We start from the raw sequence: 11,428 nt of genomic DNA, 5'->3' as shown, positions 1-11,428 counted from the left end.
TCTCTGATAGCCTACCACACAGAGAAATTATAATCTGTATTATGTAATATTTTACCAAGCGATACGAATGCCGGGCAGCTGATCAAAGGCTGCATCAACCGTTACAAGCGTCAGTTCTGATTGCTCTGCCGTTGCGGCGATCAATCGGTCAAACGGATCGCGATGCGTCCACTCCCAGGTTGCCGCGCGTAAACAGATCTGTGGGGTCATTGGCGCGACCAGACCACCTTGATCCGATAGGATGCGCGGCAGATCATCAATCATCGGCGCCATTTCCGGCCATTTACCGATGCGCACCTTTTGCCCGATCTCGAAAAAACTGATCGGACTGACAAAGACGGCATCGGCGGCCCCGATGGCTTTCCGAGCCGGATCGGACAGCAAATGATCGTCGGCAAATGACCAAACCCACGCATGGGTATCTAGCAGAACCGCAGTCATTCGGCAGGCGCAGGTCCGCGTCCCTCCCACAGATCAAGATCCGCGTCCTCGACCGGTTCCAGAAAGTCCGGCACATCACCCAACGCACCTCGATGCGTTCCAAGGGCGAAACCCGACTGGCGGATCGGCACCAGGCGCACAACCGGGCGCGCGCCCTTGGCGATCACGACCTCCTCACCGGACAAAGCCGCATCAATCAACTTGCTCAACTGAGTTTTCGCGGCGTGAACGCTGAATTGCATGGCAATCTCCAAGTCTACTTAGCTAAGTTAGTCCATCCAAACCTTTCATACAAGTCTCGCGCCGTTAGGAGCATACAAAAGCGCTGGACCTTGCCCCATATCTCCTGTGATCTGCGCAAAACACGCAGAAAGGCTCAACCGATGTCGTTTGTCTTCGACCCACCACCACAGGCAAGCGTTGCCGTTGCCCAATCCTCCGTCCGCTTTCCCGTACGCCGCATCTTCTGCGTCGGCCGCAACTATGCAGCCCATGCGCGGGAGATGGGAAATGACCCGGATCGCGAACCCCCGTTCTTCTTTACCAAACCCGCAGACGCTGTGATCGACAGCCCCTGCACCGTACCCTATCCCCCGCTCACTCAGGACCTGCACTATGAAATCGAGCTGGTTGTCGCCATCGGCAAGGGCGGCGCGGATATCGCCCCGGATGCAGTCATGGATCACATCTGGGGTGCGGGTGTCGGGATCGATCTCACCCGCCGCGACCTACAGGCCGAGGCCAAGAAGATGGGCCGTCCCTGGGACTGGGCCAAAGCGTTCGACCTCTCCGCACCCATGTCCCCGATTGTGCCGCTGATCGATGTGCCCAGTCTTGAGACCGGGCGCATTTGGCTGGCCGTGAATGACGAAATACGGCAGGACGCGGACATCGCGGACCTGATCTGGCCGGTACGCGATCACGTGGCCTATCTCTCGCGAGCCATGACCCTCGCGCCCGGAGACCTGATCATGACCGGTACACCCGCCGGTGTCGGCGCGGTGCGGCCCGGTGACGTGATGACCGGGGGCGTGGACGGGATCGGAGAGATCGAGGTGACGATCAGCGACCGCGGCTAGACGCTTTGCGTCGCCGCAATCGCCCGTTGCCACCGGGCATAACCGTCCGCGCGATCTTCTTCGGACATCTTCGGATCAAACCGTGCCTCGCGCGCCCAAGTGGCTGCGAAACCCTCCATATCCGGATAAAGACCCGCACGCATACCCGCCAGCCAAGCGGCGCCAAGAGCGGTCGTTTCCACACCGGCAGGACGATCAACCGGCGCACCCAGCATGTCCGACAGGAACTGCATCGCCCAATCGTTGGCACTCAGACCGCCGTCCACGCGCAACACGGCCTCGTCCCCTTCGGACCAGTCGGCGCGCATGGCTTCCCACAGATCACGGGTTTGAAATCCGATGCTTTCCAAGGCGGCCCGCGCCATATCCGCCGGCCCCGTGTCGCGGGTCAGCCCAAAGGTGGCGCCCCGACAATCCGGGTTCCAGTACGGCGCACCAAGACCAGTGAACGCGGGCACGAGAGTGACGTTACCACTGCCCTTTTCGGCAAGCGCTTGCGTCTCTGCGGCAGTCGTGATGATACCCAGCCCATCACGCAACCACTGCACCACGGCCCCGGCAATAAAGATCGATCCTTCAAGCGCGTATGTCGGCTTGCCGTCAAGCTGATAGGCCACCGTCGTCAGCAAACGGTTCTGCGATGTCACCGGTGCATCGCCCGTGTTCAACAGCGCAAAGCACCCCGTCCCGTAGGTCGACTTCAGCATACCCGGCTCAAAGCACGCCTGACCGATAGTTGCGGCCTGCTGATCACCTGCCACGCCATAAATCGGCGTCTCGCCACCAAGCAAATCGGTCACACCAAAATCAGAAGCACAGTCGCGGACCTCGGGCAACATCTCCATCGGGATGTCCAACATGGCGCACATCTCGGGGCTCCAGGCGCCCGTGTGGATGTCATAGAGCATCGTCCGCGCCGCATTGGTGGCATCCGTCACATGGGCCGCGCGCCCTGTCATATGCCAGATCAAGAAGCTGTCGACCGTACCGAAAAGCAGCTTGCCCGCCTTCGCCCGGTCCCGCGATCCTTCATGTTGGTCCAGGATCCACTTCACCTTCGTGGCTGAGAAGTAGGGATCAAGCAGCAAGCCGGTGATGGCCGTCACCTGATCACCATGCCCATCGGCTCGCAGCGCTTCGCACATCTGCGCGGTGCGGCGATCCTGCCAGACAATTGCGTTGTGCAGCGGCTCACCCGTCTCCGCGTCCCAGATCACGGTCGTTTCGCGCTGGTTGGTGATGCCGATGGCGGCGATATCCTTCGCGCCCAACCCTGCCTTGTCCATAGCCGTCTTGCAGGTCGATTGCACCGTTGTCCACAGGTCCCCAGGCTCGTGTTCGACCCAACCGCTGTTGGGGAAATGCTGCGTGAACTCCTCCTGCGCCGAAGCCACAGGCTGCATGTCCCCGTCAAACACAATCGCGCGGGACGACGTGGTGCCCTGATCGATGGCGAGAATATGGGTCATGCGGCGTGTTCCTTCATCCAAGTATCCACGGCCGCACGCTCTTCCGCACTGAGGCGCAGACCAAGTTTGGTCCGCCGCCACAGCGCGTCATCGCCCGCCACCGCGTATTCTCGCGCCATCATCCATTTGAGTTCCGCGCCGGTCAATGTGGCGCCAAAATCCGGGCCGAGGTCATCGGCCGTCTTGGCATCGCCCAGCACATCCCACGCTTCGGTACCGTATGCCCGGATCATGCGACCGGCCCACTTTGCATCCAGAAACGGGTAGTCCGCCTCCAGCTTCTTAGTCAGCGACGCCACCTCGCACACTTTGAAATCCCCGCCGGGCAGCGCAACTCCCGCGGTCCACGCCTCGCCCAAGCCCATCTTTGCCAGCGCTTGTTCTGCCAGCTTCCGATAGGTCGTGATCTTGCCGCCAAAGACGCTCAGCACCGGCGGGCCGTTCTCATCCAGCGCCAGCACATAGTCGCGCGTCGCAGCCGTCGCCGAGGACGCACCATCGTCATAAAGCGGGCGCACCCCGGAATAGGTCCAGACCACGTCCTCAGCCGTCACCGGCTTTTCGAAATACTCAGACGCAAAAGCGCAGAGATAATCCCGCTCTTCATCCGTGATCGCGGGCTTTGTATCCGCATCCGTATGTTCGGCATCCGTGGTCCCGATCAGGGTGAAATCCTGCTCGTACGGAATAGCAAAGATGATGCGCCCATCCGTACCTTGAAAGAAATACGCCTTATCGTGATCGTAAAGCCGCTTGGTCACGATATGCGAGCCACGCACCAGCCGGATGTTGTGTTGCGAGTTCTGGCGCATCACCCCGGTCAGGATATCCGCCACCCAAGGGCCGCCTGCATTCACCAGCGCCTTGGCCCGGAACGTCCCCTTCTCGGTTTCAATCCGCCAGGTGTCGCCATCCCGCGCCGCCTCCTTCACGGCACAGCGGGTCAGGATCGTCGCACCACGCGCCTCAGCATCGCGGGCGTTCAGCATCACAAGCCGTGAGTCCTCGACCCAGGCGTCACTGTATTCATAGGCCATCTTGAAACGCGATTTAAGGCCCGCACCTTCGGGTGCTTTGGTCAAATCCAGCGTCTTGGTCCCGGGCAGTATCTCGCGCCCACCCAGATTGTCATAAAGAAACAGACCAAGACGGACGAGCCATGCAGGCCGCCGCCCCTTTTCGATCCAGGGCATGGTCACGCGCAGCAGACGCGACGTCGGCGTATCACTGTCGAACCGCATGTCGGGGGCGTAGGGTAGGACAAAGCGCATAGGCCAGCTGATATGCGGCATGGCCTTGAGCAGCACCTCACGCTCTTTGAGCGCCGATTTCACAAGGCCGAATTCAAAGAACTCAAGATAGCGCAATCCGCCATGGAACAGCTTGGTTGACGCGCTGGAAGTCGCGCCACCCAGATCGCCAGCCTCGGCCATGGCAACACTCAGGCCCCGGCCAGACGCATCGCGGGCAATCCCTGCACCGTTGATCCCGCCGCCAATCACGAACAGATCAAAGACTTTTTCGTCGGCCAATACAGCGTCCTCCGCGTTCAATATGTGGACGTCTTAAAAGCATAGTAGCAGCATATCAATCGTTAGCGTTAACGTTGCGGCGTGATGTCCTTGAGGCCCAGCAGCGCGGCGGCACCGATCATCAGCCCGCCACAGATCCTATTGATGGTGGCCAGCGACGCGTTCAACCGCGCGGCCACCCGGTCCCCCGTCCAGCCCCAAAGCAGCAGGGTCGCGCCATCCACAACCAGATATGTCGCTCCGAGGATCAGAAGTTGCGGCAGAAAAGCCGCATCCACCACGATGAACTGCGGGAACAGCGCGGCAAAGAACACGACAGCGAACGGATTGGTCATCGAGGTGACAAAACCAAGACGGAACAAACGCGCAGGCCGCCCGGCCGCTGTCTGTCCGCGCCCCGAAGTGCCTTTTGACATCATCATCCGCAGCCCGATCCAGACCAGATAGGCGACGCCCAGCCACTTGATGACACTGAACGCAGTAGCAGATGTGGCAATCACGGCGGCCAACCCAAACGCCGCCGCAGTCATTTGCAGCACGTTGGCACTCAGATCACCCGCGACCACCCACAGGCTGCGGCGCAGCCCGTGTCTCATGGAATTTGCAATGATCAAAAGCTGGCTGGTATCTGGTGGTGTTGCAAAGAACACTGCAACGGCGGCCAGATAGACAAGATAGATCTCGGTCGTCACACGCGCGCGGCCTGCGCCAGATCGGCGCCAAAGATCGTGCCGGAATGCTCAGCTAGATAGATACGCAGCCACGGCGTAAAGCGTTTGGGATGCCGCTGCACCGTCGCCATCAGGTCATGATAATCGACCCATTCATGGGCCATCACCTCATCCGGGTTCGGCGTGATGGACAGCGTCCCGCGTACGTGGCCCAGATAGACATCAACCACCTCGTGTTCGATCAGGTCGTTGCCGACATCAGCGCGGTATTCCAGGTGGTGACGATGCTCAAGCGGCACACCGGTGATCCCAAGCTCTTCATTCAAACGCCGGGCCGCGCAAACGGATGGCGCTTCGTCCCAGTCCGGATGCGTGCAGCAGGTGTTCGCCCACAGACCGGGCGTATGGTACTTGCCCATCGCGCGCTGCTGCATCAGCACCTCTGTGCCCCGAATGAGAAAGACGGACACCGCCTTGTGCTTCAGCCCGCGCTGATGCGCTTCCAGCTTTTCCACCGGGGTCAACTCACCGTCGACCCAGGCGGGGATCATGATACTCATACGTGTTCCGCCTTCACCAACCCGGTCAGATGCGCCAGGTTCTTGATGCCGATCTTGAGGTGCGCCATGGGCCGCGCCTTGACCAACTTCTTGTTCATATACGCCTCGAAGGTCAGACGCTGCACATCAATGTCGTGACATAGTGACACAAAGCGTTCGCGCCGGTCGTCGCTGCGGTAATAGGCGTTCTGCATCGAGGCGAGCACCCGGAACACCGTCTTGTGCTCGCGCATGAACAGCTTGCGGGCCAGTTTCAGGTCCTTGACCCGGCCCGACGCCAACGTTGCCGCACATGCGGTCGCCGCCACACGGCCCCCGACCATGGCATAATAAATACCTTCGCCCGAGGATGGCGCCACAACACCGGCCGCATCACCGGCCAGCACGACATCCTTGCCGTTGTCCCAGCGATCCATGGGCTTCAGCGGAATAGGAGCGCCCTCTTTCCGCAGCGTTTCACACTCGCTCAGGCCCGAGGCTACGCGCAAGGCCGCCGTCGCCTCCTTCAAATTCACCGAAGATTGCTCAGACCCCATCCCAACACTCGTCGTACCCCCATGCGGGAACACCCAGCCATAGAAATCGGGCGAGATCGCGCCGTCATAGATCACGTCACAGCGCATCGGATCGTAGGTATCGGTGGCCTCGGGCGCCTTGATGATCTCGTGATAGGCAAAGACGAGCGGCACCTTGTCCGCACCCTCAACCTCGGCCTGCCCGACGCGAGACTTCGCCCCGTCGGCCCCAATCAACAGCTTGCAGGGCAGTTCGCGTTCCTCTTGCGTGGCCTTATCGCGGTAGATCACCACCGGATGCCCATCGGGCCGCTCGATCCGCACGAATGTACCGGTGAAATACGCAGCCCCCGCATCGACCGCGCGCTGGCGTAGGAACGGGTCAAAGTCCTTGCGATCCACCATCCCGACATAGCCGTTCTCAATTGGAATATCGACGCGCCGCCCGGTGGGCGAGATCATGCGGGCGGTCGTGACCTTGGTCAGCAACTGCTCTTCACCGATGTGAAAGTCCCGCATCAGCCGCGGCGGGATCGCTCCGCCACAGGGCTTGATCCGCCCCTCGCGGTCCAACAGGGCGACATTATGGCCCGACCGCACCAGATCTTCGGCAGCGGTGGCGCCGGACGGCCCCCCGCCCACAACAACGACGTCATACATCATCAGATCATTCTCCCGGAACCAGGGTTGCATCAGAAGTCTCAGCCGCCCGCATCACGCGGGAAGCAACGAATGCCGCGCATAGAAACAGCGCCGCCTCGATCGTAAATACGGTGCCATAGGCGGCCGCGTCGGGCAGGATCATACGGGTCACATCAAGCATGCCAGTGGCGACCAGACCGGCCAGACCGGCCGCAATCGCCTGTGCTGCGCCAAAGACACCCATGCGCACGCCGGTGGAGCGTGCATGCGCCGCCGCAAGCTGCATCATCGAACCGACAGCGCCGACCACAAACAGCCCGTTGCCCAGACCGAGGGCGACCGTGGAGGGCACCAGCGGCATCCCGGCCCCAAGGCCGAGCAGCCCAAGCGCAGAAATCACACAACCCGTCACCGCCCAGAACCGCAGGCTGCCGATCCGCAGATGCGATAGCACCCCGGCCCCGATCATACCCATCAGCGCCGCGCCATCTTTGCCCCCCGAAAGCTTGGTGCTGTCCTCGGGGCTCAGCCCGTGGACGTGCCCCGCAAAGGGCTCGAAAATCAGTTCTGACAGGTAGAAAGCGAGGATCGACAGGAAAACAAATCCTGTGAACCGCCATGCGACTGGATCGGCCCATGTATGCTTCAACGCCGCCACCAGCGGTGTGTCATCAACGACATGCTCAAACTCCGCATGGCTTTCCACACCCACCGTCGCGATGACACACAGCAGGAACGCAATGCAGCACACTGCGGCCACCACCCACACGAGCCGCTCCGGGCTGTAGGGTTCAAGCGCGATACCCGTGCCAACGGAAGCAAAGATCGCACCCGCAATCAGCAAAAGCCACGCCAGCGTCGCCGCGGCACCCTTGCGCGGACCAGTCACGCAGGCGAGCAAGGCCAGGAACGAGGTGCCGGCAGCCCCAATGCCCAGCCCGATGGCGATATAGGCAAACAGCCAAACGGTCAGTGCCATTGTCACAGACGTCTCGGCCAGCAAAATGCCCCAGGCCGCGCCTAGAACACCAAGGCCCACCAGCGCTATACCACCGAGGATAAAAGGTGTCCGCCCACCCTTCACATCCGACCGATGCCCCCAAACGGGCCGTGTCAACTGCACACCGTAGTGCAGCGCCACCAGCAAACCGGGCAGCAACGCAGGCAAGGCCAGCTCGACCGTCATCAACCGGTTGAACAGGTTCACGGGCAAGGCCGCGAGGCCCCCGATGGCAGCATTCACTAGGCACAGGCGCACCAACATGCCCCACCCCGCCGTCATGCCAGCCCCCTCAGCGCAAAGGCGGCGACCATCATGCCAGATACGTAAAGCAGCACGCCCGTGCCGTTGTACCACGGCGCCTTCGCCTTCGGATCACGGAACATGATCGTCATGGCCCAGAACTGCAGCAGCAGAACAATCGCAACGCCTGCCGCATGCGCGGGCCGGTCCCACAGGGCCAGCAAGGCGATCACAAGCGCCTGAGGCACCGCCATGACAACACAGGCCACCTGCGCCGCCCGACATGGACCAAGAGTGACCGGCAGTGAGTTCACACCCATCTTCCGGTCGCCCTCCAAAGCCTTGAAATCATTCAATGTCATAATGCCATGCGCGCCCAAACCGTAGAGCAGCGCTACCAGCAGCACCTCCCACCGCGGCGCACCGGCAGCCAGCACGGCAGCGCCTGTGATCCACGGCAACGTCTCGTAACTCAGACCAACCAGCCCCGGACCCCACCAGCCCGACCGCTTCAGACGAACCGGCTCGGCGGAATAGGCCCAAGCCGCCAAGACACCCGCAATGGTCGCGGCAAAACCCCAAGGGCCAAGCTGCCAACCGACAAACAGGGACAGGGCAGACATCGCCAGCGCAATCCACAACCCCCACCGGCCCGGAATGCGGCCCGACGGGATCGGACGGTCAGGCTCGTTGATGGCATCCACATGCCGGTCGCACCAATCATTGGCGGCCTGGCTCATCCCACACACGATGGGACCGGCCAACAGCACACCCAAAAGCACCAGATGCCATTGGCCCGCAGGCGACGCGCCGGACGAAATGACGCCGCAGACGTAGGCCCACATCGGCGGGAACCACGTGATCGGTTTGATCAGGCGCAGGGCGGCGGCAGGCTCGGGAAATCGGCGCGCAGGTAAAGAAGGGCTGACATCCATGTGTCAACTATGGCTGACACTTTGAGTCGGCGCAAGGGTGGCGCGATGTCGCTACCCGTTCTTGCTCAGCAGCCCGTACTTGCGCAGCTTAACGTAAAGCGACTGCCGCGATAGACCCAACATCTCGGCGGCTGCAACGCGATTGTTGCGGGTCAAGTTGACAGCCGTCTCAATACACATCTTCTCAACCACATCGGTGGTCTCGGCCACAATTTCCTTCAGCGACGCCGACCCAACCAAGTCCATCACATTGCGTCCGGGCTCTGGCTTGCTGGCGCTGCCGTTCTCGGCCTTGCGCACACCTTCCAACCGGCTGACATCGCGGATGATCAAGGCCACGGCGGGGTTGTCCACATCCTGCAACGCAGTCGCGGACACCTCAACCGGGACACGGGTGCCAAGGTCATTCACCAGGCGGGTCGCATAGACACGCATCTGACCGCTCCGGGCCGCGTTTTCGAGCAGTACACCCAGATCAATCTGACCGCGGGCCAGATACTCGGCCAAGGACTGACCCACCACGTCCGACAAATGCGTGGCGCCCACGAGATCCAGAAAAGCATCATTGACCGACAGCGTGGTGCCTCGCGGGTCCATAAATACGATGGCATCGGTCGTCGCCCGGAACAGCGCCGACGCATGATTGTTGGCCCCGTCCGAAACAGGCACCGCACCCGACCCGATCAACCGACACATCAACACACGCTGACCGGACGCCCGGAACAGGACAGGATAAAGCCCGATCTCCTGACGGGTGCGTGACGTGACAACATTCACCGGCGCGCTGTCATCCGACAGGGTCGCGTTCATCAGGCTCTCGGTCAGCTCGGCCACGGACCGGTCGGAAAACAGGCTGGCCAGCGCAACACCAGTCAAGGCGTCGGGCTTCAAACCCAGCAGCGCCGCCGCTTGCTTGTTGGCATCCTCAATCCGGCCACTCTGGACCGAAACGAACACGACAGCATCATCGACATTTGACATGACCACGCGGTAGCGCGCATCAAACTCCCGCCGCGCCTCATACCCCTGCTCCAGCGCGATCTGCGCCTGCACAAGCTGCTGCTGCGTCTCGGCAATCGGGCGCAGATCACGACCCAGCAGCAGAACGGCATTCTCCTGCCCGAAGCGGTGAAAGGTGTAGCGCACGGGATACTGCCAGACAGCATTGTCAGAGTGGTTCAGCTCCAGCGGCTTCTTGGGCAGCTGCCCGGCCATATAGGCATCATGAGCAACCTGAAACTTCTCAATGCTCTCGTCGGTCAGAAACTCGACGACCGGGCGCCCTTCCCAGTGCTTGAGATTGCCAAAACTGTCATCCTGGGTGTTCAACAACACCGACAGGATCATGCCTTCGGCCGACACCACAAGCGCGATGTCAGATGCGGCCGCGATAATGCTGCTTAGAAACTCAGGCTCAATGAGCGGAACAGCGCCGCTTGTCCAGAAACTGCTGCCACCAGTTGTCATCTAGGGCCCAACGCCTTCTGGCGCTTTGTCGTAAAACCGACAACATCCTTGGCCGTATTCGTCACCAGATCGACGCCTGTTTGTTTTTTTATACCGTCGGTCAAACCGGAAAATGCGCCCCCCAGGGCAAGCACAGGTACCGGATCACCATTATGCCTGATCTTTTTAACTGTTCCGCATACGGTTTCAAGGCCCACGGCACGCGCGCAGGAAAACAGCACCATATCGGGATGGTCATGCACCACACGATCTACAACCTGCTGTTGCGACTCGTTGATACTGACACGCACATCGCAACCCAGACGCCGAAGTTGCGCAGCCACGACGCTCGCCCCCAGAAAATGCTGCTCGGATTCTGGAACGACGACCAGCGCGTGCAGGATATTTGTCATATCAACCTGACCGCGGGATACGGACTGCGCCGCTTCTCCCAACAAGGCCTGCAATCGCAGCGCGCCAATGGTCACGGCAGCAAAGTCGAGGTCCGACGTCATCCACAACGCGCCCAAATGCTCAGCCGCCTTCGGGATATAGATGTCGATCAAGGCATCATGGGTTAGCCGATAAGCGCCCATCTCATCCAGAACAAGGCGCGCATCAAACTCCACACGCTTGATCACCGCACGCACCAGATAGTCCAAGGCCACCTGTCGCGCGCCAGAGGAACTGACACCCTGGCGATCGTTCAGAATCGAAATCACCTCACTGGCAAGCGCGGCATGCTCGCATGCGCGCCCGGACGGGTGGCGGGTCGGGCCAAATGGGTCGTCCTGCGTCATGGATTACCTCGATCCGTGAAAACGCATTGAACGGTTCTGGCGCGTCAGAGCCGTGGGATGCCAAAGTGTCGGCGCGAACAGCAAATATGTCAACT

Annotated in this window: 12 protein-coding genes; 1 reads left to right on the top strand and 11 read right to left on the bottom strand. The window is 61.0% G+C overall.

Annotated elements, in window-relative coordinates; translation table 11 throughout:
- Nucleotides 1–51: 51 nt before the first annotated feature.
- Both RA29_RS18445 and RA29_RS18440 read right to left on the bottom strand, forming a co-directional pair.
- Nucleotides 52–441: a type II toxin-antitoxin system VapC family toxin gene (locus tag RA29_RS18445; RefSeq protein WP_039688786.1), complete on the bottom strand. Its 390-nt coding sequence runs from the start codon at nt 439–441 to the stop codon at nt 52–54.
- Nucleotides 438–683: a type II toxin-antitoxin system prevent-host-death family antitoxin gene (locus tag RA29_RS18440; protein WP_039688783.1), complete on the bottom strand. Its 246-nt coding sequence runs from the start codon at nt 681–683 to the stop codon at nt 438–440. The genes RA29_RS18445 and RA29_RS18440 overlap by 4 nt, the downstream gene beginning before the upstream one ends.
- 141 nt (nt 684–824) lie before the next feature.
- Here RA29_RS18440 and RA29_RS18435 point away from each other — a divergent pair, with 141 nt between their 5' ends.
- The gene (locus tag RA29_RS18435; RefSeq protein ID WP_039688781.1) at nt 825–1,520 is read left to right on the top strand and encodes a fumarylacetoacetate hydrolase family protein; all 696 of its coding nucleotides are present in this window, start codon (nt 825–827) and stop codon (nt 1,518–1,520) included.
- Here RA29_RS18435 and glpK read toward each other — a convergent pair.
- The 9 genes from glpK to RA29_RS18390 form a co-directional block, all read right to left on the bottom strand.
- Nucleotides 1,517–2,989: a glycerol kinase GlpK gene (gene glpK, locus RA29_RS18430; protein ID WP_039688779.1), complete on the bottom strand. Its 1,473-nt coding sequence runs from the start codon at nt 2,987–2,989 to the stop codon at nt 1,517–1,519. The genes RA29_RS18435 and glpK overlap by 4 nt on opposite strands.
- On the bottom strand, nt 2,986–4,521 hold the full coding sequence (gene glpD, locus RA29_RS18425) for a glycerol-3-phosphate dehydrogenase (RefSeq protein ID WP_039688933.1): 1,536 nt from the start codon (nt 4,519–4,521) through the stop codon (nt 2,986–2,988). Before glpD ends, glpK begins: the two co-directional genes overlap by 4 nt.
- Nucleotides 4,522–4,589: 68 nt before the next feature.
- Nucleotides 4,590–5,213 carry a LysE family translocator gene (locus RA29_RS18420; RefSeq protein ID WP_039688777.1) on the bottom strand — a complete coding sequence of 208 codons (624 nt, stop codon included), beginning with the start codon at nt 5,211–5,213 and terminating at the stop codon, nt 4,590–4,592.
- Nucleotides 5,210–5,752 (bottom strand): isopentenyl-diphosphate delta-isomerase, encoded by a 543-nt coding sequence (idi, locus tag RA29_RS18415; RefSeq protein WP_039688775.1) that lies wholly within the window; start codon nt 5,750–5,752, stop codon nt 5,210–5,212. The genes RA29_RS18420 and idi overlap by 4 nt, the downstream gene beginning before the upstream one ends.
- Entirely contained in the window at nt 5,749–6,927 is a 1,179-nt protein-coding gene (locus RA29_RS18410; protein ID WP_039688932.1) for a geranylgeranyl diphosphate reductase, read from the bottom strand. Before RA29_RS18410 ends, idi begins: the two co-directional genes overlap by 4 nt.
- A gap of 7 nt (nt 6,928–6,934) precedes the next feature.
- Complete coding sequence (locus RA29_RS18405) at nt 6,935–8,191, bottom strand: MFS transporter (protein WP_039688773.1); 1,257 nt, start codon at nt 8,189–8,191, stop codon at nt 6,935–6,937.
- On the bottom strand, nt 8,188–9,087 hold the full coding sequence (chlG, locus tag RA29_RS18400; RefSeq protein WP_039688771.1) for a chlorophyll synthase ChlG: 900 nt from the start codon (nt 9,085–9,087) through the stop codon (nt 8,188–8,190). Before chlG ends, RA29_RS18405 begins: the two co-directional genes overlap by 4 nt.
- Nucleotides 9,088–9,138: 51 nt before the next feature.
- On the bottom strand, nt 9,139–10,554 hold the full coding sequence (ppsR, locus tag RA29_RS18395; protein WP_039688769.1) for a transcriptional regulator PpsR: 1,416 nt from the start codon (nt 10,552–10,554) through the stop codon (nt 9,139–9,141).
- The gene (locus RA29_RS18390) at nt 10,551–11,333 is read right to left on the bottom strand and encodes a cobalamin-dependent protein (protein ID WP_052249768.1); all 783 of its coding nucleotides are present in this window, start codon (nt 11,331–11,333) and stop codon (nt 10,551–10,553) included. Before RA29_RS18390 ends, ppsR begins: the two co-directional genes overlap by 4 nt.
- Nucleotides 11,334–11,428 lie beyond the last annotated feature (95 nt).

This window comes from Tateyamaria sp. ANG-S1 (assembly GCF_000814025.1).
Lineage (GTDB): Bacteria > Pseudomonadota > Alphaproteobacteria > Rhodobacterales > Rhodobacteraceae > Tateyamaria.
This window is presented reverse-complemented; position numbering and strand designations above follow the sequence as displayed.

Coding starts and splice junctions, on each gene's coding strand:
- ppsR (WP_039688769.1), bottom strand. CDS start 10,554: ATGACAACTGGTGGCAGCAGTTTCTGGACAAGCGGCGCTGTTCCGCTC.
- RA29_RS18410 (WP_039688932.1), bottom strand. CDS start 6,927: ATGTATGACGTCGTTGTTGTGGGCGGGGGGCCGTCCGGCGCCACCGCT.
- chlG (WP_039688771.1), bottom strand. CDS start 9,087: ATGGATGTCAGCCCTTCTTTACCTGCGCGCCGATTTCCCGAGCCTGCC.
- glpK (WP_039688779.1), bottom strand. CDS start 2,989: ATGACCCATATTCTCGCCATCGATCAGGGCACCACGTCGTCCCGCGCG.
- RA29_RS18445 (WP_039688786.1), bottom strand. CDS start 441: ATGACTGCGGTTCTGCTAGATACCCATGCGTGGGTTTGGTCATTTGCC.
- RA29_RS18405 (WP_039688773.1), bottom strand. CDS start 8,191: ATGACGGCGGGGTGGGGCATGTTGGTGCGCCTGTGCCTAGTGAATGCT.
- RA29_RS18390 (WP_052249768.1), bottom strand. CDS start 11,333: ATGACGCAGGACGACCCATTTGGCCCGACCCGCCACCCGTCCGGGCGC.
- idi (WP_039688775.1), bottom strand. CDS start 5,752: ATGAGTATCATGATCCCCGCCTGGGTCGACGGTGAGTTGACCCCGGTG.
- RA29_RS18435 (WP_039688781.1), top strand. CDS start 825: ATGTCGTTTGTCTTCGACCCACCACCACAGGCAAGCGTTGCCGTTGCC.
- RA29_RS18440 (WP_039688783.1), bottom strand. CDS start 683: ATGCAATTCAGCGTTCACGCCGCGAAAACTCAGTTGAGCAAGTTGATT.